The 21905-nt window shown below is 69.3% G+C and carries 18 protein-coding genes and 1 pseudogene; 9 read left to right on the forward strand and 10 right to left on the reverse strand.

Features of this window, described 5'->3' with window-relative positions; genetic code table 11:
- The first annotated feature begins 462 nt into the window (after window positions 1-462).
- The 3 genes and pseudogenes from EUC46_RS11680 to EUC46_RS13490 form a co-directional block, all read left to right on the forward strand.
- Complete coding sequence (locus EUC46_RS11680; protein ID WP_128774337.1) at window positions 463-1161, forward strand: MerR family transcriptional regulator; 699 nt, start codon at window positions 463-465, stop codon at window positions 1159-1161.
- Window positions 1142-2113: an NADP-dependent oxidoreductase gene (locus EUC46_RS11685; RefSeq protein ID WP_128774338.1), complete on the forward strand. Its 972-nt coding sequence runs from the start codon at window positions 1142-1144 to the stop codon at window positions 2111-2113. Before EUC46_RS11680 ends, EUC46_RS11685 begins: the two co-directional genes overlap by 20 nt.
- Window positions 2114-2230: 117 nt before the next feature.
- Window positions 2231-2473: pseudogene (locus tag EUC46_RS13490) on the forward strand (tetratricopeptide repeat protein); the annotation flags it as partial.
- 199 nt (window positions 2474-2672) lie between these two features.
- On the opposite strand, the gene ychF reads toward EUC46_RS13490, so the two are convergent.
- Together ychF and EUC46_RS11700 are read right to left on the reverse strand one after the other, a co-directional pair.
- The gene (gene ychF / locus EUC46_RS11695) at window positions 2673-3791 is read right to left on the reverse strand and encodes a redox-regulated ATPase YchF (protein WP_128774340.1); all 1119 of its coding nucleotides are present in this window, start codon (window positions 3789-3791) and stop codon (window positions 2673-2675) included.
- Window positions 3792-3942: 151 nt separating this feature from the next.
- Window positions 3943-5502 (reverse strand): alpha/beta hydrolase, encoded by a 1560-nt coding sequence (locus EUC46_RS11700; protein WP_128774341.1) that lies wholly within the window; start codon window positions 5500-5502, stop codon window positions 3943-3945.
- Window positions 5503-5819: 317 nt separating this feature from the next.
- Between EUC46_RS11700 and EUC46_RS11705 the strand changes: the two genes are divergently transcribed.
- Entirely contained in the window at window positions 5820-7037 is a 1218-nt protein-coding gene (locus tag EUC46_RS11705) for a DNA recombination protein RmuC (RefSeq protein WP_128774342.1), read from the forward strand.
- 114 nt (window positions 7038-7151) lie between these two features.
- Here the strand turns inward: EUC46_RS11705 and EUC46_RS11710 are convergent, their stop codons facing one another.
- A complete protein-coding gene (locus tag EUC46_RS11710; protein WP_241655564.1) occupies window positions 7152-8195 on the reverse strand; it encodes a 4-hydroxy-3-methylbut-2-enyl diphosphate reductase in 1044 nt (347 codons plus the stop codon).
- Between the two features lie 109 nt (window positions 8196-8304).
- On the opposite strand from EUC46_RS11710, the gene xseA reads away from it, so the two are divergent.
- A complete protein-coding gene (xseA, locus tag EUC46_RS11715; RefSeq protein WP_241655562.1) occupies window positions 8305-9612 on the forward strand; it encodes an exodeoxyribonuclease VII large subunit in 1308 nt (435 codons plus the stop codon).
- 33 nt (window positions 9613-9645) lie between these two features.
- Here the strand turns inward: xseA and EUC46_RS11720 are convergent, their stop codons facing one another.
- From EUC46_RS11720 to EUC46_RS11740, 5 genes are read right to left on the reverse strand one after another with little or no spacing between them, the layout of a single operon-like run.
- On the reverse strand, window positions 9646-10698 hold the full coding sequence (locus EUC46_RS11720; protein WP_164918831.1) for a LacI family DNA-binding transcriptional regulator: 1053 nt from the start codon (window positions 10696-10698) through the stop codon (window positions 9646-9648).
- A gap of 15 nt (window positions 10699-10713) precedes the next feature.
- Window positions 10714-12408, reverse strand: a complete 1695-nt coding sequence (locus tag EUC46_RS11725; RefSeq protein WP_128774346.1) for a glycoside hydrolase family 32 protein — start codon at window positions 12406-12408, stop codon at window positions 10714-10716.
- A complete protein-coding gene (locus EUC46_RS11730) occupies window positions 12405-14054 on the reverse strand; it encodes a type 2 periplasmic-binding domain-containing protein (RefSeq protein WP_241655563.1) in 1650 nt (549 codons plus the stop codon). The genes EUC46_RS11725 and EUC46_RS11730 overlap by 4 nt, the downstream gene beginning before the upstream one ends.
- A gap of 9 nt (window positions 14055-14063) precedes the next feature.
- Window positions 14064-15038, reverse strand: a complete 975-nt coding sequence (locus tag EUC46_RS11735) for a carbohydrate ABC transporter permease (RefSeq protein WP_128774347.1) — start codon at window positions 15036-15038, stop codon at window positions 14064-14066.
- A gap of 18 nt (window positions 15039-15056) precedes the next feature.
- On the reverse strand, window positions 15057-15998 hold the full coding sequence (locus EUC46_RS11740) for an ABC transporter permease (RefSeq protein WP_164918832.1): 942 nt from the start codon (window positions 15996-15998) through the stop codon (window positions 15057-15059).
- Between the two features lie 180 nt (window positions 15999-16178).
- Between EUC46_RS11740 and EUC46_RS11745 the strand changes: the two genes are divergently transcribed.
- Both EUC46_RS11745 and EUC46_RS11750 read left to right on the forward strand, forming a co-directional pair.
- Window positions 16179-16433 (forward strand): exodeoxyribonuclease VII small subunit, encoded by a 255-nt coding sequence (locus tag EUC46_RS11745; protein WP_128774348.1) that lies wholly within the window; start codon window positions 16179-16181, stop codon window positions 16431-16433.
- Window positions 16434-16509: 76 nt separating this feature from the next.
- A complete protein-coding gene (locus EUC46_RS11750) occupies window positions 16510-17460 on the forward strand; it encodes a carbohydrate kinase family protein (RefSeq protein WP_128774349.1) in 951 nt (316 codons plus the stop codon).
- Between the two features lie 235 nt (window positions 17461-17695).
- Here EUC46_RS11750 and EUC46_RS11755 read toward each other — a convergent pair whose 3' ends face one another.
- Both EUC46_RS11755 and EUC46_RS11760 read right to left on the reverse strand, forming a co-directional pair.
- A complete protein-coding gene (locus EUC46_RS11755; RefSeq protein WP_128774350.1) occupies window positions 17696-19009 on the reverse strand; it encodes a PhoH family protein in 1314 nt (437 codons plus the stop codon).
- A 247-nt stretch (window positions 19010-19256) separates the two neighbouring features.
- On the reverse strand, window positions 19257-20039 hold the full coding sequence (locus EUC46_RS11760) for an isoprenyl transferase (protein ID WP_128774351.1): 783 nt from the start codon (window positions 20037-20039) through the stop codon (window positions 19257-19259).
- Between the two features lie 282 nt (window positions 20040-20321).
- On the opposite strand from EUC46_RS11760, the gene trhA reads away from it, so the two are divergent.
- Both trhA and EUC46_RS11770 read left to right on the forward strand, forming a co-directional pair.
- Window positions 20322-21110, forward strand: coding sequence for a PAQR family membrane homeostasis protein TrhA (gene trhA / locus EUC46_RS11765; protein ID WP_128774352.1), 789 nt, complete (start codon window positions 20322-20324; stop codon window positions 21108-21110).
- Between the two features lie 157 nt (window positions 21111-21267).
- The gene (locus tag EUC46_RS11770) at window positions 21268-21801 is read left to right on the forward strand and encodes a polyphosphate kinase 2 family protein (RefSeq protein WP_206645990.1); all 534 of its coding nucleotides are present in this window, start codon (window positions 21268-21270) and stop codon (window positions 21799-21801) included.
- Window positions 21802-21905: the final 104 nt, after the last annotated feature.

The raw sequence follows: 21905 nt of genomic DNA on the forward strand, positions 1-21905 counted from the left end.
CGCAACCAACGCCCAAGCTCCTCACCATCACCATCACGAAGCACAAGACCAGGAGCACCAGGATGAGCCATACCCACATACTCCCAAACACCCAACCGTCTAGACACTAACGACACGCGACACTAGTCCATGACGGACGTCAAGGCCGGGTGCCATCGCCGGCCCGGGCAGGTCGCGGTCGCGCAACGCCCCGACAATGAGGCCGGCCGGGATGCTGCCCCGGGCGCCGCTGCCGTGCCGGGCCCGGCCGCCCGCAGGCGGGTCCCTGCCGAACAGGAGAGCTGCCCGCACGGGCGTACCGGACCCGACTGTCCGCAGGTGGCCCCTCCGTCGTCGGCCCGCGGCGCCTCCCGGTACATGCAACGACGCGTTCTGTAGATACAAGCACTGTCCGTTGGGCGGCTCACGCGAGGAGAGCGCTAAGCGCTGGCATCCCATTATAGATAGTGCTACTATCCGTCCATGGCAAGTAGAACGGCTCGAGGAAGAGCGACAGCGTCTATCTCGGCACTGTCGCAGAGGTCCGGCATCCCCATCGCGACGATCAAGTACTACGTTCGCGAAGGGCTGATCCAACCCGGTCAGGATCGCGGAGTGGACGATGAAGAGACCGTGGACCAGCTCCGGCTCATCCGGGGCTTGGTGCACGTCGTCGGCCTGTCGATCCGCCAGGTCCGCGAGATCCTCAAGCTGATTGGCGATCAGGCGGCTAGCCCGGCGACATTAATGGTCGACGCGACCACGGCCCTGCCGCTGGCGGGGGCCCAGGGCGCTGACCACGCCGCTGACGACGTCGACCTGGCCGATGCTCGCGCATCCCTGGCCGCCGTCGGATTCGACGAGTTGCCCGACGCGCCGTATGTGACCCAGCTCCTGGCCGCAATGGCCTTGGCCAACGAGTGCGGCGTCTGCGTTGACCCCGAGCATCTGGCCGCCTACGCCCACGCCGCCCGCGAGTGCGCCACCGCGGACTTCAAGCATCTGCCGTTGGATTCCCCGGGCAGGGCAGCGCAGGCCGCCGTGCTCGGCACCGCAATCTACGACCCCATCCTCATTGGGCTGCGACGGCTGGCTCACAGGGAGCTCGTCGACCGCCTCCCACAATCCCACCCTCAGGACCCTCAGGAAGAAGGTACTCGCAATGCAGACGGAAACCCCTGACCCCGGCACAATGCCCGCCGTGCAGTACCAGCGTTTTGGAACGCCGGAGGTGTTGCGCGTCGTATCGGTGAGCGCCCCGACGGCCGGGCCGCACGACCTCGTGGTGGGGGTGAGGGCCATAAGCGTCAACCGGATCGACACCGCCGCCCGCGCCGGCCGCTACAAGATCATGTCTGGTCGCCGCCTGCCGCAGCCCACCGGCTTGGACTTCAGCGGGACGGTGCTCAGTGCCGGGCCGCAGACTCATGGCTTCAAGCCCGGGCAGCAGGTGTGGGGGTTCCTCGGCACCGATCGTTTGGGCAAGCAAGGTACGGCAGCAGCCCAGATCGCGGTGGACGCAGATCTCGTTGCTCCGGCCCCCGCCTCAGGTGACCTCGCCGACCTCGCCGCGCTCCCCCTGGTGGGCGTCACGGCCTGGCAGGCGCTGGAGGAATTCAATCTTGAGGCGGGCTCCCGGCTGCTCATTGTGGGGGGCGCCGGGGGTGTGGGGAGCACTGCTATCCAGGTGGCTCGGGCGCGCGGCGTGCTCGTGGACACGATCAGTTCGGCACGGCATGAGGAGCTGCTGCGGCAACTGGGGGCTGAGTCCCGGTTCGACCCGGATGCCGTGCCGTGGCCGACGCTGGCGGGGCGCTACCAGGCGGTGCTCGACACCGTTGGGAAGAACCTGTGGCGATTGCGCCGCACCCTGGCATCGTCGGGTCGACTGATCACGATCTCGGCGGCCGGCGTTCCCATGACCCTCTTGTCCAGGATCCTGCCCGGGCCCACCGCCAGTTTCATGTCCGTCAAACCCAGCCCCGCGGGTCTCACGGCCCTAGCGGACCTGGTCGAGCGCGGGCAGCTGGCCCCCATTATCCGGGCGCGATTCCCCTTGTCCGAGATTCCTCAGGCCCACGCCATGATTGAGACCGGGCACGGGGCGGGCAAGGTCATTGTCGATATCGGTTGACCGGGGGCGGGCCCGCGTTTCGACGGTCGGCTCCGGTGGGAACCCGGCCCGTTGAGGGACGCCCAGGGCCGCTCCTGATGTGCTGGAATACTCCTGTCCGCAACGGATAGGAGAGTCATGGCACACGGGGAGGGGAACTCCCGTGACGAGCTCCTCCGGGGTGCCCAGGAGTCCTTCGACGAGGGTATCCGGCTGCTCAAAACCAGGCGCCTGGAGGAGGCAGCCGCCGCCTTCACGAGGGCCCTGAGTCTTTGCCGCACTCTGCCCGGCACTCAGCGTCAACAGGCCGGCTGCCTGGTCAATATCGGTGGCGCCTTGAATGATCTGGGTCGTCATGAGGAGGCCCTGGCCCCCTACCGGCAGGCCCTGGCCCCCTACCGCACCCTGCCGGGCACCGAGCAAGACCAGGCCAACTGCCTGAACAAGATAGCAGCATCTTGGGCGGGGCGGGTCGCTAAGAACGGGCTCTGGAGTCCGACTGGCGGGCCAACAACTTCTCCTAACAAGGAGACAGCATCGCACGCCGGCAAGATGGGAGGCGAGCACCCTGAGCGCGATCTTACTTCTTACCCCCAGAGGCCAGTCCGCTGCGGAATTCGACGACGTCGCCATCTGCCATCACATACTCCTTGCCCTCCATGCGCACACGGCCGTGGGCGCGGGCCTCGGCAATGGAGCCGTACTTCATGAGGTCTTCAAAGCTGACGATCTCGGCCTTAATGAAGCCGCGCTCGAAGTCGGTGTGGATGACGCCGGCCGCTTGGGGCGCCGTCGCCCCCTTGCGGATGGTCCAGGCGCGGGCCTCCTTGGGGCCGGCGGTCAAGTAGGTTTGCAGGCCCAGGGTGTCGAAACCGACCCGGGCCAGCTTGTCCAGGCCCGACTCCTCCTGCCCGCTGTCGTGCAGCATCTCGGCCGCTTCCTGCGGCTCCAGCTCGACCAGCTCGGCCTCGAACTGGGCGTCCAGGAAGATGGCCTCGGCGGGGGCGACCAGTGCGCGCAGCTCGGCCTGCCTGGCCTCATCGCTCATGCCGGCGTCATCCATATTGAACACGTAGATGAAGGGCTTGGTGGTCATGAGCTGGAAGGTGCGCAGCGCCTCCTCATCGACCCCTGCTTCTGCGGCGGCCCCCGAGGCGAGGGCCGTCGACAGCATGGTGCCCTCCTCCAGGATCGACAATGCCGCCTTCGCGGTCTGCAGCACCGCCGGCGCGGTTTTCTTGCCGCGCACCTCCTTCTCCAGGCGCGGGATCATCTTCTCCATGGTCTGCATGTCCGCCAGCACCAGCTCGGTGGCGATGGTCTCAATGTCGCCGGCAGGATCCACTGCGCCGTCCACGTGGACGACGTCGGGGTTGTCAAAGGCGCGCGTGACCATGCAGATGGCGTCGGCCTCACGAATGTTGGCCAGGAACTGGTTGCCCAGCCCCTCCCCCTCGCTTGCGCCGCGCACAATCCCGGCGATATCCACGAAGGACACGGTGGCCGGCACTGTCCGCGCCGAGTCGAAGACCTCGGCGAGCGCGTCCAGGCGGGCGTCGGGCAGGGGGACGACGCCGATGTTCGGCTCGATCGTGGCGAAGGGGTAGTTCGCTGCGAGGACGGTTGCGCGGGTGAGCGCGTTGAACAGGGTGGACTTGCCGACGTTGGGCAGTCCGACGATTCCAATGGTGAGTGCCACGGTGCGAGTCTAGGCCACGCCTCGGGCGCCAATCCGCCCCGGGCCGGCGCCCGGCCCGCGCCCCGCCGCATCTCCTCTCCTCGGGGTCGTCCGCCCGGCGCCCAGCAGCGCGCCCCCGCACGGTGCCGCCCCGCAGTGCCGCCGTCTCACTTCACACCAGGGCGGGGGCGAGGTCGCCCAGCGCCACCTCCCAGGTGGGGTAGAAGTCTCCGAGCCGGTTGATCAGCATGGCCACCGCCAGGGTCATGACCAGCCCTGAGGCGCCTATGACCAGGGCCTGCGCTGCTACGGCACCGGCCCAGGCCCGCCGGGTGCGCAGGCGCTTGGGGCGCCACGGGCCCATGACGCTCCACACTGTCAGCCCCACCGCGGCCAGGAGGGCCAGGGTAATGGCGCCGGCGCCCTGGATGGAGCGCAACGACGTCGTCACGCGCTCCATGAGGGAGCCCCCGCCGCCGGGGGTCCCGGCCTGTGCTCCGGCGTGTGCAGTCCCGCCGGGAGTGGCCGCCGTCGCGCCCGCCGCGGCCCCGCCCCCAGGGGAGGCGCTGGTGGCTGCTCCCCACCACTCCAGGGCGGTCGGGAGCCGACTGGCCCACAGCCTCCAGGAGTGCCCGCCGGTGGTCGGCGTGAGCGTGGTCAGCGAGTCCGTGGCGGGCACCGCGGATGCGGCGCCGCTGGCCAGGGCGTAGGCGTCGGCGTCGTCCTGCGCCCCCAGCACCCACAGGTGCAGGGGCTGGTGGGGGTGGTCGGCCAGGAGCCGGGTCAGGGTGTTCTCCTGCTTAAGGGTCTCGGACGTGCTCATGCCCCCGTAGACGGGCCGGTCGTAGCCGGACATGACCAGGGCCGACCCGAAGATGTCTGAACGGTTCAGGGCCGTCCACATGGCGCAGTAGCCGCCCGAGGAGAGCCCCGCCACCGCCCACCCCTCACGTTGGGCGCTGACGTTGGGGAAGCTGGCGCGAATCATGGCGGGGACGTCGTCTTGGACCCAGGTGCCGACTTTGGCGTGTCCGACGACGTCGGCGCAGTCGGGGTTGGCCCGCTGAACGGGGTCGGCGTTGAGTTCGGGAATGACCATGATCGATGGCGGCAGGCGTCCGGCATCAATGGCCTCCTGGAGGGCGGTGGCGGCGGCGAGGTTGCGTGCGGTGCCGCTCGTGGAGCCCGGCATGCCGTAGAGGTAGATCATAACGTTGTAGGTCTGGCCGTCGTTCGGGGAGTAACCGCGCGGGGTCCACACCCATACGTCCTGGGTGATGCCACTGCGCCACCCACTCAGGGTGGTCTTCACGAAGCCGGAATCAGCCGGGGTGAAGGTGGCTACGTCGCGCGGGTCCGGGGTGGCGCCGGGCGGGGTGGTGGGTACAGGAGTGGGTGTAACAACCTGGGCGGCGCCCTGGTTGGTCAGGCTTCCCCGGCCCAGGGCGATGACATCACCGAGGGTGGGGGCGAAACGCAAGGAGGCGTTGACGTGCGCCACCACGGCTCCAGCGGTCAACACCTGGCACCCCAGCACGGCCAGGACGACGACGACGATGCCGGCCACGGCCCGGGGCCGTCCGGTCGGATGGTCGCCCCCCACCCGGCCGGCCGCGCGCTGGCGGCGGCGCACCATGAGTACGGCCGCCAGGAGGATCACAAGCAGGACGAACGCCCCCAGGATGGCGACGAACACGGGCGAAGCCACGTTGATCGAGGTCAGGATGCTCACGGTGAGAGCATGTGCTGGAACGGGCGGCAGCGGATCGGACCGCTGAGTGATCCTCGAGCGTTGCCGCCTCCTTCCCCAGGAGGAGCAGGAGGAGAGGGGCGGGGGTCCGCGGCGGGCCGGGCACCGGTCGCCGCCGCCTCCAAGGCCGGACCCCTGGAGGCGGGCGCCCCTGGAGCCGGCGCCTTGCCGGCGGGAGCCGCCGAGCCGCCTCCAGGAAGCAGGGGCTCCTGGAGGCGGCCCCGGTGAGGAGGAGCCCGGCGCCGGCCCACGGCTAAACGGTCCTCATTCGTGTCGGACTCGTGCGGCAACATGGGTCCATGACCATCAGCACCATCCTTGTGCTCCTGCTCGGCCTGGGCGTCGGCATCGCCCTGGGGTACGCCTGGGCGGTGGCCCGTCACGCCTCGGCCCGGGCAGGGGGGCGAGATGAGGTGGCGACCCTTCGCGCCGAGGTCGCCGCTTGGCGGGCGCGCGCCGAGGAGCTCTCCCAGCGCACCGCCCTGGCTGAGGAGCGGGCGGAACGGGACGGGTCGGTGCTGCGCGCCCTGGCGCCCGTGCGCGCCCAACTGGAGCAGGTGGGGGCACGGGTCGAGGAGATGGAGAAGCAGCGGGCCGCCCAGCACGCCACACTCACCGAGCAGTTGCGCGCCGGGGCCCTGTCTCAGCGCGAATTGCGCCGGGCCACCACGGCCCTGGAGGGGGCTCTGCGCTCCCGCTCGGCGCGGGGCCTGTGGGGGGAGGTGGAGCTGGCGCGCATCCTGGAGGCCTCGGGGATGATGCGGCACATTGATTTCGTTGAGCAGCGCAGCCTCGCCGCAGTGGTAGGGCGGCGCAGCGGTTCCGGCCGGGCGCCCGCGCGGGCGCGGCCCGACGTCGTGGTCCACCTGCCCGGCAATGGGCACCTGGCCCTGGACGCCAAGGTGCCCCTGGACGCCTACCTGGAGGCCTGTGCCTTAAAGGCACAGGCCGATGGTGGACCCGACCAGGAGGCCAGCACCCGGCGCAGCGAGTTGTTGGGGGCGCACGCCCGGGCGCTTCGAGCTCACGTCAACGCCCTGGCCGAGCGCCACTACGCCCAGGGGCTGGAGGACTCCCCCGAGCTTGTCGTCCTCTTCGTCCCGGCCGAGCCGATCCTCTCAGCCGCCCTGGAGGCCGACCCTACTTTGTTGGAGCACGCCCTGGGACGGGGGGTGGCGCTGACCTCGCCCGCCTCCCTGTTGGCACTGCTGCGCACCTGCGCCGTGGCCTGGGCGCGCACCGCCGTCAATGACGACGCCCGCGAACTCTTGGCCCTGGGCCGCACGCTCTACGAGCGCCTCGGCGTGGTCGCCGGGCACCTCGACTCCCTGGGATCCTCCCTGGCCAAGAGCGTCGCCGCCTACAACCGTGCCGTGGGCTCAGTGGAGTCGCGCCTACTGGTCACAGCCCGCTCCTTCGAGGCCCTGGGCGAGGACCTGGGCTCGCCCACGCCAATCCCGGCGGACGCCGCCCAAGTGCGCCGCTTCGCCGCCCCCGAACTGACGGGCGAGTCATAGACCGCCCCACGGCCCCGCACTGGCTGCGGGCCCGCCGCAATAGGCGCACCACCCGGCACCCGGCAGGACTGTACTGTCCCGCGCCCCGCCTGCGCCCGCCGGCGGGGCGACCGGTCAGCAGGTGTGGTTGGCGGCGGGCTCGCGCCGCCGGTGGCGCCCCGGCGAACCGCCGGAGGCCGCCTTCAGGTCGGCGCGCAGATTCTTGGGCAGGGAGAAGGCGATCTTCTCGGTGGCCGTGCGCACCTCCTCGACCCCGCCGAAACCCAGCTCACCAAGGCGGTCAATAACGTCGCGCACAAGGATCTCGGGCACGGAGGCGCCACTGGTCAAGCCCACAGTCGCCGCGCCCGTGAACCAGGCCGGGTCAATCTCGCGGGCGTAGTCGACGCGGTAGGCCGCCGGCGCCCCCGCCTCCAGGGCCACCTCCTTGAGCCGCACCGAGTTCGAGGAATTACCCGAACCCACCACGATCATGACATCAACCCGTGGGGCAATGGCCTTAACCGCCGCCTGACGGTTCTGGGTGGCGTAGCAGATGTCGCCGCTGGGCGGGTCGGCCAGTTGCGGGAAACGCTCGCGCAGGAGGCGCACCGTCTCCAGGGTCTCATCCACACTCAGGGTGGTCTGGCTGATCCACACCACCTTCTCCGGATCGCGCACCTGGACCCGATCCACCTCGTGGGGGCCGTTGACCACCTGAATGTGGTCGGGGGCCTCCCCCTGGGTTCCCTCCACCTCCTCGTGGCCGGAGTGGCCCACCAGGATAATGTCGTAGTCGTCCGCGGCGAAGCGCACCGCCTGCTTGTGCACCTTGGTCACCAGCGGGCAGGTGGCGTCAATGGTCTGAAGGTGACGGGCCGCCGCTTGGTCGTGGACCGCCGGGGAGACACCGTGGGCGGAGAAAACCACGCGGGCGCCCTCGGGGACCTCATCAGTCTCGGACACGAACACGGCCCCGCGGCGGCTCAGCGCCTCCACCACATACTTATTGTGGACAATCTCCTTGCGCACGTAGATGGGGGCGCCGTAGTGGGCCAGGGCCTGCTCGACCGCATCCACCGCCCGGTCCACGCCCGCGCAGTACCCGCGCGGCGCCGCCAGAAGGATGCGCCCGCCCGCATCCTGCGGCTCCGGCACCGGGGGCTGCGCGCCGTCCAGGGCCTGTGCGGCCCGGCCCGTGGCCGGCGCGGTCTCAGTAGTCTGCGTGCTCCTCACCCTCCCACTGTGCCACAGGCCAGGGCGGGCCCCCAGGGCCGGGCATGGCACAGTGGTGCACGTGACAGACCAGTCCCAAGCCAACCCCGCGACCCGCCGCGAACTGGCGCCGCGCGCGAACCTCACCACAGCGGACAACCCGTGGCCCCTGCGGCTGCTGAACACCAAAATCGACGAGTACGTGGCGCGCATGAGCCACGTCTGGGTCGAGGGGCAGGTTGTCCAGTTCAACCGCCGCCCGGGGGCGGGCATGCAGTTCCTGGTCCTGCGGGACACTGAGGCGGACATGTCCATGAACGTGTCGATCTACACCCGCGTCATGGCCGCCATTGAGAGCCGAGCCGGGTCGCCCCTGAACCAGGGCGCGCGCGTGGTCGTCCACGCCAAACCCACTTTCTGGACCAGGCGCGGCTCCCTCCAGCTCCAGGCCGAGGACATCCGCCCCGTCGGCATTGGGGACCTGCTGGCCCGCATTGAGCAGCTGCGCCGCGTGTTGGCCGCCGAGGGCCTGTTCGACGCCGAGCGCAAGCGCCCCCTGCCCTTCTTGCCCCGCCGGGTGGGCCTGGTGTGCGGCCGGGAGGCCAAGGCCAAGGACGACGTCGTCGTCAACGCCCGCCTGCGCTGGCCCGGCCTGCCCTTCGCGGTCCGGGAGGTCGCCGTCCAGGGGGCGCGGGCCGTTACCGAGGTCACCGCCGCCATTGGGGAGCTGGACGCCATTGAGGATGTTGATGTCATTGTGGTGGCCCGCGGCGGTGGCGCCGTCGAGGACCTGCTGCCCTTCTCCGACGAGGGCCTGGTCCGGGCGGCCTCCGCCTGCCGCACCCCCCTGGTCTCAGCAATCGGCCACGAGAGCGACTGCCCCCTGCTCGACCTGGTCGCCGACTACCGGGCCTCCACGCCCACCGACGCCGCCCGGCGCATCGTCCCAGACCTGGCCGAGGAAACGCTCGGGGTGGACCAGGCCCGCGAGCGCGCCCGCGCCGCCCTGTCCGCCCGGCTGGAGGCCGAGCAGAGCAGCCTGGACCAGGTGCGCGCCCGCCCCGTTATGGCCGATCCCGGCGTCATTATCCGCGACCGGGAGGCGGAGATCGAGCTGGCCACCGAGCGGATCCGCCGCTGCCTGACCCACCAGGTCTCGCTGGCCGACGCCGGGCTGCACGCCGAGCGCGCCCGCCTGAGCGCCCTGTCCCCCCAAGGCGTGCTCGACCGCGGCTACGCCATTTTGCGCACCCCCAGCGGCGCCATTGTCACCAGCGCCGAGGACATTAAGCGGGGTGACCTTATTGAGGGGGTGCTGGCCTCCGGGAGGCTGGTCGCCCAGGTGGTCGGGGCCACCAGGTCGGAATCGGCGGCCCAATAGTTCACCGCCCACCACCCGGCCTGCCGGCCGCCCTCAGGCGGAGGACGACGGCGGTGGGGCGGCAACGGAATCCGCCTCCACCACGCGCCCCACAATCCTCTCGCGCCTGGGCGGTCTCGCCTCACCGCCCGACTCCACGGCCCCGGCCGTCCTGCTGGCCCCGTGCCCGCTGCCGGCCAGCTGCTCATACAGCCGTTCAACCGCCCAGGCCGCCATCTCGGCGTGCGGTAGGGCCACCGAGGTCAGTGCCGGGGCGAGGGAGTGGTCAATGAGGGGCATGGCGTCGAAGCCGACGACGGAAACGTCCTGCGGGATGCGCAGCCCCAAGGCTGCGGCGGCGAAGTATGCGCCAATGGCCATGGTGTCGGAGAAGCAGAAGATGCCCGTAGGGCGGTCCGGTCGGGTCAGCAGCCCGAGTGCGACGTCCCGGGCGGCCTGCGCGGTGGGCGTGCAGTCAATGACGACCGGCTCGACCCCTGAACGCCGGCAGCGCCCGGAGAAGCCGCGGCGCCTGCCGTGCGCAGCCGGGATGTCGTCGTGGTTGCCGATCATGGCCACGCGCCGGTGCCCGGCGGCGAGCAGGACTTCCGCGGCCGCCCGGCCCCCGGCCTCCTCATCGGGCACCACCCAGGAGCAGCCCTCCTCAGTGGTGAAGGCGTTCACGAGGACTGTCGGCATCCCGGCCAGGGCCCGGGGCACGGTGAGCTCTTGGTGGTAGTAGGCGCCCAGGATGATCCCGTCAACCTGGTGGTCGCGCAGGGCCTGGACGACGGCGTCGCCATCGTCGCCGGTGTCCGCCACAATGAGGAGCCCGCCGTGCCGGCGCACCTCCTCCTGGGCGCCGCGGATAAGGCCCCCGAGGAACTCGGTGGTCACCAGGTCCCGGCCAATGAGGGCGATCGTGTCCGTCCGGCGGGTGCGCAGGGCACGGGCCGACGGGTTGGCCCGGTAGCCCAGGCGCCGGGCCACCTCGTTGACGGCCGCCCGGGTCTCCTCGGCCACGCGGGAGCCCGCGGGCCGGTTGAGGGCCTGGGAGACCGTGGTGACGGAGACACCGGCCTCCCTGGCCACGTCCCGGATCGTCACCCTCGCCATTGGGCCTTAAATCTCCAGTCTCCTCTTCGGGTACGCCTCCCCCATCCGCCAGGCCTCCAGGTGGGCGCCCACCAGCGCGGAGGCGCTGACCATAATGCCCGAGTCGGCGGGGTCAACGCCAATGCGCGCCGACAGGGGCTGCCCGCCGACGAAAACCTCAAGGCTGGAGCGGTCCAGCAGCAGGCGCAGCTCGACCTCGCCGGCGGGTCCCAGCGGTACGGGGCCGGAAAGCCTGTCCGTCTCCTTCGTCGCCCAGGGCGAGCCCAGTGCGGCGCTGGAGGAACGATCCAAGCTGAGCCGACCCTCCCAGGCCGCCTGGCCCGCAGGGGCGGGGGCCGCCGAAGCCGATCCCGCCCGTTCCAGGCGCAGTCGGGTCCGACGGGCGCCGTCGGTGCTGAGCCCGACGTCAATAGTGAGGGCCGCCCCCTCCCGCTCCAGTCGACCAGTGAGGAGCAGGTCCACGCTGCGGCCGTGCAGTGCCGCGCCGCGGGCCGCCTCGCCGCCGGCCCGGATCAGGGGGCGGGTGCGCAGTGAGGCGACTTCGGCCACGGGGCGGAAGCGCAGAGTGCCGTCGGCGGCCACCTGGACTTCGCGCGGAATGCTCATAGAGCCCGCCCACCCGGCCGCCAGGCGCCGGGCCCTGGTTCGGCCGTCCTGCATCCAGCCGAGGGTGACACGGCGCCCGTCGGGCAGGGTGAGGGACTGGGGGGCGTAGAAGTAGTTCTCCCCCAGATCGGAGCGCCCCGTCAGCCCCACCTCCATGCGGGTGCCGGTCCGCCGCCCAGTCATCCACATTGAGCGCAGGGTGCGCTCCTCATGCCAGGCGGAGATGCACAGTACGTCGACCGGCCCCCGGGGCCCGTCCAGGCGGGCCAGCTCAGGGCACTCCCAGACGGTGCCGGTGGCGTCCACATCCCCGTCGCCGACGGCCAGCGGCCCCTCATACCTCCAGTGGCGCAGGTCCGGGCTGGAGAAGCACAGGACCGCCCCGCCCGGGCCGCCATGAGCGCCCGCGCCCGGCAGGCCCGCCCCCATGATCTGGTACCAGCGCCCCTCCTCGCGCCACACGCAGTGGTCGCGCATCTGCGGCAGGTCCAGGCCGACGCTGACGGGGGCCGCGTCAATGACGGGATTGGCGGGGTCCTTGACCCACCGGGTCAGCAGAGGGTCGGCGGAGTCGGCGGTGGCCAGGCAGCAGGTCTGGGTGGACCGGTCCGAGGCGCCGGAGTAGACCATGGTGGGTACGCGGGTCCCGTCCGGGCGCAGGTCCTCCACGACGACGCCGGACCAGCAGCCGGCGGCGTCGGGGCCCTCGGGCCCGGGCTCCAGGGCGACGGGCAGGTCCGTCCAGTGGATGAGGTCGTGCGAGTACTGGTGCCCCCACTCAATGAGTTCGTGGAGGGGGGCGCGGGAGTTGTGCTGGTAGAAGAGGTGAATGAGGTCGTCGCCGTCGGGGCCGGGCCAGATGCTCAGCCCATTGGGGTCGTTGAGCCAGCCCCAGGCAGGGGTGACGTGCCACCGCGGCCGGGTCGGGTCCGCCTCCGCCCGCCCCGCCTGCTCGATGGGTGCAATCTCCAGGGAGCGGGCGGGGGCGGGCGTTACCGCCCCTGAGGCCCCTGAGGTCGAGGAGCTCGGAGTCCCCCCGCGGCAGGCGGGGAGCCGGGACGAGAAGGTGGTGGCGGTGGTGGAGGTGGTGGTCACGAGCTCTGGTCCAGTTCCTTGTAGTAGCGGTCCAGGGCGGCCTGGTAGATCTCCATGAGTCGGTCCAGGCCCGTTGACTTCAGGTCGTCGAGGTAGTCATCCCATTCGGCGTCAATGCCGCCCTTAGCCACCCAGGCGGCGAACTTCTGCTTGACCAGGGTGGAGACGTCGGCCTCGATGAGGGTGAGATCGTCGAGCTCGGCGTTGGTGAAGGTCAAGGGCGGGAAGGGGTCGTTGGCGGCCCACTGGGCGTAGTGGCTCGTAACCTGCTCCTGGCGCAGGGCGGCCCGCGGCTCGGGCAGGACGACGGTGACGAAGTCGTCGGCGGTAATGGCCTTGGGCCCGCCCGGGGCCACTTTCTGCCTGCGCTCGCCGGCCGACTCCCCCTCCGCCACCGGGATCTGGTCGAGGATGCCGTCCTCGTTGTACTGGAGGGTGACCCCGATGGGGCCCCAGTTGTTCTGGGCGGACATGACCGGGTCGTACATCATGTCGACCCAGCGCATGACGGCCGCCTGGTAGCGGCAGGTGCGGGTCATGGCGAAGGCGCCGCGGGAGATCTCCTGGTTGTTGGACACGCTGGCGCGCCGCGTCCCGTCGGCTCCGGCCAGCACCGGGCACAGCTCGTAGTGGGCCTCGCGGTCCTCCCCGACGAACTCGGTGGCCTCCCACCAGTAGAAGGCGGCGAGGGATTCCTTCTCCGTCTTGCCCTTGGCGAGGTAGGCGGTGTCGTCCTGGGAGAAGGACTCCGTGTCGATCAGGCCCTCGGAGTACCAGGTGGACAGCTGCTTGACGCCCTCCTTCCACGGCTCGGTGGCGGCCGTGAACACGGCCTTGCGGTCGATAACGATGCGGTGCTCATTGTTGTCCGCCTGGCCGCCGTAGGCGGCGACAATGTCCCAGGGGTTGGCGCAGAAGGAGCCGGGCACGAAGGACAGCGGCAGGATCTTGCCGGTGCCCGAGGGATCCTTGTCCTTAAAGGCCAGGAGCGTCTGGTGGAGTTCGTCGATGGTCGTCGGCATCTGCCTGCCGACGGCCGCCAACCAGTCGGTGTTGATGTACAGGAAGTTGGGGAACTGGACTAAGCCGAGCTCCTCAACGCTGGGCAGGGTGTAGATGTGGCCGTCGTCGCTGGTGATGGCCGAGCGGATGTCCGGTCGGGCCTCCAGCAGGGCCGTGATGTTCGGGCAGTTGTCGGCGAAGAAGTCGTCGAGGGGGACGAGGGTGTGGTTGTTGGAGTAGGTCGCGACCTCGGCGTCAGTCAGCCCCGTGTTCCAGAGGATGTCGGGCAGATCCCCCGAGGCGAGCAGGAGGTTCTTCTTCTCGGCGTACACGTCCTCGGTGAGAATGCCCCAGTCGACGTTAATGTTGGTCTCCGCCGCCCACTGCTGGGTCAGGCTCATCTGCTCGTAGGGCACGGACAGGGCCGAGCGCGAGCCCGTGGCGGTGATGGTGATGGGGGTGGTGACAATGGGATTGCCGGAGGCGGTCAGGCCCACCGAGGCGGATTCGTCGGGGACCCGGTAGTCGGCGTCGGTCTTCTTGCTCGAGCAGGCGGCCAGGCTCAGGGCGATAGCGCCATACAGGCCGGCCCGCAGGACGCAGCGGCGCGAGGGGGGCGAGGTGGGACGGAATGCGGTGTGCATGGGGGCCTCTCAGCTCTTGACGGCGCCGATCATGGCGCCCTGGGCGAAGTACTTCTGGGTGAACGGGAGCACGGCGAGCAGCGGGAAGGTCGACACCACAATCATCCCGTATTTCATGAGTTCGGCGATGCGCTGGGATTCCGCATAGGAGTCCATGCCGGTCGCGGAAACTCCCGAACCGGAGACGTCGGACTGGATGAGGATATTGCGCAGCACCAGCTGAAGCGGGTACTTCGTGTCCTCGTTCAGGTAGATCAGGGCGTCGAAGAACGAGTTCCAGTAGGCGACCGCGTGGGTGACCACCAGCAACATGATGAGCGCCTTGGACAGCGGCAGCACGATCTGGAAGAAATAACGCCATTCGCTGGAGCCGTCGAGTGCGGCGGCCTCATGCAGTTCCTCGGGGATCGTAGTCTGGAAGAACGTCCGCGCAATAATGAGGTTGGTGACGCCGATGGCGCCGGGCAGCACGACCGCCCACATTGTGTTGAGCATTCCCAGGTCCCGTACCACCAGGTAGCGGGCGATCATGCCGCCGTCGAAGAACATGGTGACGATGAACAGCGCCATGAAGAGGTTGCGGCCGGGCAGGGTTCTGCGCGACAGGGCGTAACCGGCGCCCAGGATGGAGCACACCGACACGGCGGTGCCCACCACGGTATACAGCAGGGAGTTAGCGAACCCCCGCAGGACCGTGGAGGTGGAGAAGATCCGGGCGTAACCTTCGAAGGTAATATCCTTGGGCCACAGCCACACGTTCCCCTCGTAGACCTGATTGGGATCGGAGATGGAGGCGATGACCACGAAATACAATGGGTAGATGATGGCGACAACGGCGCCGCCCAGCAGGATGATCACGAACAGCGCGTAGAGGGGGTCGGCCGCCCTGTCCCAGAAGCGTCGCATCGGGGAGGATTCGCGCGGGGACGAGGGGCTCGCGTCCCGTCGCCCGGAGGCAGCGACTGCGGGAGCAGTGGTGTTCATGTGCTTCTTCCTCGGCTCTCAGAACAGGCTCGTTTGACCCGCCCGCTTGGCGACCTGGTTGAACACCAGCAGCAGGATCATGTTGAGGACGGAATTGAACAGGGAGATGGCGGCGGAGTAGGAGAACTGTGCGCTCTTGAGGCCGACGTCGTACACATATGTTTGGATGATCTGGGAGGCGCCGAGGTTGAGGTCGGTTTGCATGAGCAGCGCTTTCTCGAACCCAATGTTCAGCAGATTGCCGATCGCGAGGATGAACATGATGGACACCACCGGGCGAATGCTGGGCAGGTCAATGTGCCACACGCGCTGCCAGCGATTGGCGCCGTCAACGCGGGCCGCCTCGTGAAGACTGGGGTCCACCGCCGCCAGCGCCGCCAGGTAGATGATCATGGAGAAGCCGGCGTTCTGCCAAATGTCGCTCATGACGTAGATCGGCCTGAACCATCCTTCTTCGTTCATGAAATTGATCGGCTCGCCCCCGATCAGGGTGATGGCGTTGTTGACCAGCCCCGAGCGCGGTGACAGCAGGACGAAGAGCATGCCGACCACTACGACCGTGGAGATGAAGGCCGGGGAGAACAGGACCGTTTGAATGAATGACTTCAGGCGCCGGGAGCCCAATTGATTGATGAGCAGGGCCAGAATGATCGGCACCGGGAAGCCGAACACCAGGCCCAGCACGTTAATGGCTATCGTATTGAAGAAGACCCGGCCGAACTGGAATGACTGGAGGAAGCGGGTGATATGTTCGAGCCCCACCCACTCGCTGCCCATGAACCCATCAATGGGATTGTAGTTGCGGAAGGCGATCTGCACTCCATACATGGGCCAGTACTTGAATACGATGAGGTAGATCAAAGCCGGGATGAGCAGGACGTAGAGCTGCCAGTGGCGCAAGATGCGCGACCGGAGCGATGGGCCACGTCGAGCAAGAGGATCGAGTGCGGGAGCCGACATCCTTGTCCTTCGGTAGCGCGAAGCGGGGCCAGAGATCCTTGCTTCGCCAAATCGTTTTGACAGTATCATGCTACTCCCGCCTCACGTATCCGTCAATACGTTTTGGCATACGTTCTTCTTGTCAGGATCTCTTCTCTCATGCGCACACGCGCCCGCATCCGCCCGTGACATAATCCCGACATGAGCCTGTCCCCCGACGCCGCCGCCTCTCGGGCCCATGAGCTGGGCGCCGACGTCGCCCAGCTCTCCTACGAGCAGGCGCGCGAGGAGCTTGTCAGCGTGGTCCAGCGCCTTGAGGCCGGCCAAGTACCCCTCGAAGACGCCTTGGAACTTTGGGAGCGCGGCGAGGCTCTTGCCGCCCGCTGCCAGTCGTGGCTCGACGAGGCCCGAGCCCGCCTCGCCGCCGTCACCGAGCACACCAGTCCGACCTCCTGAAACACCCGCCCGTCGACCGCACCCGGCGGGCCGGAACCGCCGTCACACCCCACCCCACGAGCACAAGGAGCCAGCTGTGACCACCACCGCCCCCGGCCGCCCGGGAACCGCCCTCGTCATTGGCGAAGCACTCGTCGACGTCGTCATCCACCCCGGCGAAGAGCCGGTCGACATCCCCGGCGGGTCGCCGGCCAACGTCGCCCTGGGCCTGGCCCGCCTGGGACGCGACGTCGAGCTCGACTGCTGGATCGGCACCGACCCGCGCGGCACGGCCGTGCGGGCGCACCTCGAGGCCTCCGGGGTGCGCCTGACCACTGGCTGCGACGGCGCCGCGCGCACCTCGACGGCCCAGGCGACCATTGGCGAAGACCGCGCCGCCACCTATGTGTTCGACCTGGACTGGAACCCGCCCTACCCGACCCGCACCCGGGGCACCGAGGACCCGCTGCTCGTCCACACCGGTTCAATCGCCGCCATCCTGGAGCCGGGCGCCTCCACCGTGGCCTCCGTGCTCAAGGATTTCCGCGCCACCTCGACCATCTGCTACGACCCCAACGCCCGTCCTCAACTCATGGGCACCTCCGAGGAGGCTCGCGCCACTGTTGAGGCCCTGGTGGCCCTGTCGGACCTGGTCAAGTGCTCCGACGAGGACATCACCTGGTTCTACGGCGAGGACTGCGACCTGGAGGAGGTGCTGCGCGGCTGGCTCAAGATCGGCCCGTCGCTGGTCGTGGTCACCCGCGGCAAGAAGGGGGCGCTGGCACTGAGCGCCTCGGGCGTGCGCCTGGAGGTCCCCGCCGACCCCAATGTCGTGGTCGCCGACACCGTGGGCGCCGGGGACTCCTTCATGGGCGGCCTGGAGGACGCCCTGTGGAGCGAGAACCTGGTGGGAGCAGACCGCCGTGAGGCCCTGCGCACCGTCGATGCCGACACCGTGGAGCGGATTGTGCGCCACGCCGCCTCCATCGCCGACATCACGGTCTCGCGCGCGGGGGCGAACCCGCCCACCCGCGACGAGCTCGGCTGACAGGCCCGGGGTGGCCCGGCGGGGCCGCCCCGCGGCGCCCGTCGGCGGCCGGCATGGGTGCCCCCGCCCATGCCGGCGACCCGCTGGGCCGCCCGATGCCCCCGGCCTGGGCGGGGCGCCGTGAACCCTCTGATCACCCGGCTGGGCCGCCCAGGACGTCCCCCGCTCAGCCGGTGCCCCGGTGCCGCGGCGCCGTCGGCCCTGACCCTCTTCGGCCCTGCCCCCTCGGGACGGGTCAGTACAAGGGCACCTCGTCCAAGAGGCTGGAGACCAGTTCGGCGATCTCAGAGCGCTCAGTGCGCACCAGGTCCACGTGGGCGAAGAGCGCGTGCCCTTTAAGCACCTCAATGACTGAGGCAACACCGTCCCAGCGGCCCACACGCAGGTTGTCGCGCTGGGCGACGTCGTGGGTGAGGACCACTTTGGAGTTCTGACCCACGCGCGAAAGCACGGTGAGCAGGACATTGCGTTCCAGGGATTGGGCCTCGTCAACAATGACGAAAGCGTTGTGCAGGCTGCGCCCGCGGATGTGGGTCAGGGGCAGCACCTCAAGCTGCTCGTTGGCCAGGACCCGGTCAATGCGATCGGGGGGCACCACGGAGGAGAGGGTGTCGAAGACGGCCTCGGACCAGGGGGCCATCTTCTCGGCGTCCGAGCCCGGCAAGAAGCCCAGAGTCTGCCCGCCCACTGCATACAGGGGCCTGAACACCATGATCTTGCGGTGCGCCTGCCGGTTGACCACGGCATCAAGCCCGGCGCACAGGGCGAGCGCCGACTTGCCGGTGCCGGCGCGCCCGCCCAGGGAAACAATGCCGACATCAGGGTTGAGAAGATGGTCCAGGCCAATGCGCTGCTCGGCACTGCGCCCGCGCAGACCGAAGACCTCGCGGTCGGCGCGCACTAGCCGCAGCCCCCGCTCGGCCAGCACCGCCAGGGCGCTGCCGCGCGGCGAAGCGGCCACCACCCCGGTGTTGACGGGCTGGCCCCCAAGCGCCTCACGACTCTCAGGCGACTCCAGCACCATAGGGTCGAGCACCCCCTGATCCCACAGGCGGGCGAGCTCCGCCTCAGTGAGGCCAATGCGGGTCATGCCGGTGTAACCGGAGTCAATGGCGAGCTGAGCGCGGTACTCCTCGGCGGCCAGGCCCACGGAGGCGGCCTTAATGCGCATGGGCAAATCCTTGGAGACCACGGTGACCAGGGAGCCGGCGTCGGCCAGGGCGGCGGCCACCGAGAGAATGCGGGTGTCGTTGTCCCCCAGGCGCAGCCCCTCGGGCAGGTGGTGGGGCTCGACGTGATTGAGGTCCACGCGCAGAGTCCCACCGACATCATTGACGGGGATGGCCCGGTCCAGGCGCCCATGGCGCACCCGCAGGGCATCCAGGAGCCGCAGGGCGCTGCGGGCGAAGTAGCCGAGCTCGGGGTGGTGCCGCTTGCCCTCAAGCTCGGTGACGACAACGACCGGCAGAACTACCTCGTGCTCGTCGAAGCGGGTGATCGCCCGCGGGTCGGACAGGAGCACGGACGTGTCAAGGACATAGGTTCGCATCGGTAGGGCCTTTCCTGGTGACCCGTCGTGGATGCCGACAACACCGCACCCGCGACGGTGACGCCTCTCACTGTATGTCAGGTTACGGCCAAGACGCAGCGCGCCGACATCCCGCGCCCCCGCGCCCCCGCGCCTCCGCCACCCTCCCCTCCTCCAACGAAATCCTCACAGCACAGCGTCCGTGGACGTCGCGCTGTGAGGATTTCGTTGGAGGAGGGAGAGTCGAGGGAGAGTGGCGGGAGCGGCGCTACTTACCCAGGCGCCGTTCGCGGCGGGCAAAGTCGCGTAGGGCGCGCAGAAAGTCAATGCGCCGAAAGTCGGGCCAGTACGCCTCGCAGAAGTAGAACTCCGAATGCACCGACTGCCACAGCAAGAAGCCGCTGAGTCGCTGCTCGCCGGAGGTGCGAATGACCAGGTCGGGGTCGGGCTGGCCCTTGGTGTAAAGGTGGGCGGTAATGTCCTCCTCGGACAGGGACTGGGCCACGTCCTCCAGGGAGTGCCCGGCGGCGGCGCGCTCGCGCAGGACGTCGCGCACGGCGTCGGCGATCTCCTGGCGCCCGCCGTAGCCAACAGCGACATTGACCTGCATGCGCTCGTCGGCGCGACCGCCCTGCTCCGGCCCAACAGTGGAGGCCACCGCCGTACGCAGACGCTGAGCCATGGACGGGGGCAGGAGGTCGACGGCGCCCACGAGGCGCAGCCGCCAGCGGCCGGCGGCGGACAACTCATCGACGGCGCCGACGATAATGTCCAGCAGGGGCGAGAGCTCGGCGGGATCGCGGGAGAGGTTGTCCGTACTCAGCAGCCACAGGGTGGCCACGCGCACGCCGGCCTGCTCGGCCCAGCCGAGGAATTCGGAGATCTTGTCCGCCCCGCGCTTATGCCCCTGGGAAGCGCCGAAGCCCATAGACTTGGCCCAGCGACGGTTCCCGTCGAGGATGACCCCGACGTGCCGGGGGACTCGGTCGGGCTTGATCTGTGAGGCGAGGCGGCGCTCGTAGAGCTCGTAGATCAGGTTGTCGCCTGCCATGCGTGCCTCCGGTGGGAGCGGGTTGAGGATGTCCGAGCGCGGGCCTGCCGCTCCCCAACGGTAACGCGCCCAGCGGTCGTGCGCGGCGCCTGGCCCAGCGGTGCGGTGGGGCTCAGCGGGGCAATGGGGTTCGGTGGCGCGGTGGGGCCCGGTGAGACGATCCGGTGAGATGATGAGGTGAAGGACACCCATTGTTCTCCCAGCAACCTACGCTACCGTAACCTACGGAACCGTAGGTTGCTGTACGGCAGCCGTTCCCGACCGCCGCAAGGAGGACCGACCATGAGCACCAATGCGCCTGCCCGCATCATGCCGCCAGACCAGCATCCGGTCGACACTGCTGTGGACACTCCCGACGCCCCTGGTTCACCCGACTCGCCCAATTCGCCCGGACTGACGGGCGCCGTCCGGGAGGCCGCCGAGGGGGTCATTGCCGCCGTCAAACCCCGTTTGCGCGGCTGGATCCACGCGGGCACCGCCCCCCTCGCCCTGGCGGCGTGCATTGTTCTGGTCGTTCTGGCCGACGGCGCCGCCAAGACATGGGCCAGTGCCGTCTACCTCACCTGCTCCCTCCTGCTCTTCGCCAACTCCGGCGTCTACCACATTGGCAATGGGCACTGGTCCTCCCGGGTCTCAGCCGTGCTGCGGCGCATTGACCACGCGAACATCTACCTACTCATTGCCGGCACCTACACCCCCCTGTCCATTGCCCTGCTGCCCACCGGCACCGCCACCCTGGTGCTGGCCATCGTGTGGGCGGGCGCAGTGATCGGCACAGTGACGAACTTGGTGTGGATGAGCGCACCGCGATGGTTCACCACCGGCCTCTACATCATCCTGGGCTGGGTCGCAGTCTGGTTCCTGCCCCAGTTCTGGACCACGGGAGGCCCGGCGATCGTCTGGCTGCTGGTGGCGGGCGGAGTGACCTACACGCTGGGCGGCGTGGTCTACGCCCGCAAGTCCCCCGACCCGGCTCCCCGCTGGTTCGGCTTCCACGAGGTCTTCCACGTGTGCACAGTGCTGGCCTGGGCGTGCCAGTGCGTGGCCTGCTACCTGGCCATCCTGGGCTGAGCCCCCGACGCTGCGCCCCACCTCAGCGCCCCGACTCCAGCTCTCGGGCGCCGGTCCTCGGGCCCGCATTCCCCCTGCCCGAGCCGCGGCCTGCCGATACTCTGGCACGGTTGGGCTCGGGAAAACGGCCCGAGCCCGGACAAGGCAGGGGGAGAACGTGGGCAAGAACCGCACGGGTGCGACGGCGCTGACCGGGCACTGCGCCGTCGGCTCAGGGACAAGTCGCTGGGTGGCGGATCCGCGTGAAACCCTGAAGGCCACCTCCAGCCTTAACCTGGCCTCCCTGGACCGTGCCGCCACACCCGGGTGGGTCGGCTCCGAAGCCGACGCTCGGGCCTACGTCGCCGCCGTCACCCCCCTGCTGGCCACTCTTCAAGAACGACTCTTCGCCGCCGCCAAGGAGGGCTCATCCAAGCGGGTCCTAGTGGTCGCCCAGGGGCTGGACACCGCCGGGAAGGGAGGGATCGCCCGGCACGTCATGGGTTTGGTGGACCCCCAAGGGGTGCGCCTGACCGCCTTCAAAACGCCTACCGAGGAGGAGCGCCGCCACGGATTCCTGTGGCGCATCCGCAAGGCGGTGCCAACACCCGGGCTTATTGGCTTCTTCGACCGCTCCCACTATGAGGACATTCTCGTGCCGGGAGCCAATGGTCATCTCGACCAGCAGAGTGAGGTTCCCCCCGGACCGTAGAGGCATCAGCTATAAGGAGTGGTGATGTCAGAGAAGCGGAAGAAGTACGACCGGGAGTTCCGTGAGGGAGCTGTCCGGATCGTTGAGGAGACGGGGAAGCCGAT

The sequence above is a fragment of the Actinomyces oricola genome (genome assembly GCF_004104015.1).
In the GTDB taxonomy this organism is placed as follows: domain Bacteria; phylum Actinomycetota; class Actinomycetes; order Actinomycetales; family Actinomycetaceae; genus Actinomyces; species Actinomyces oricola.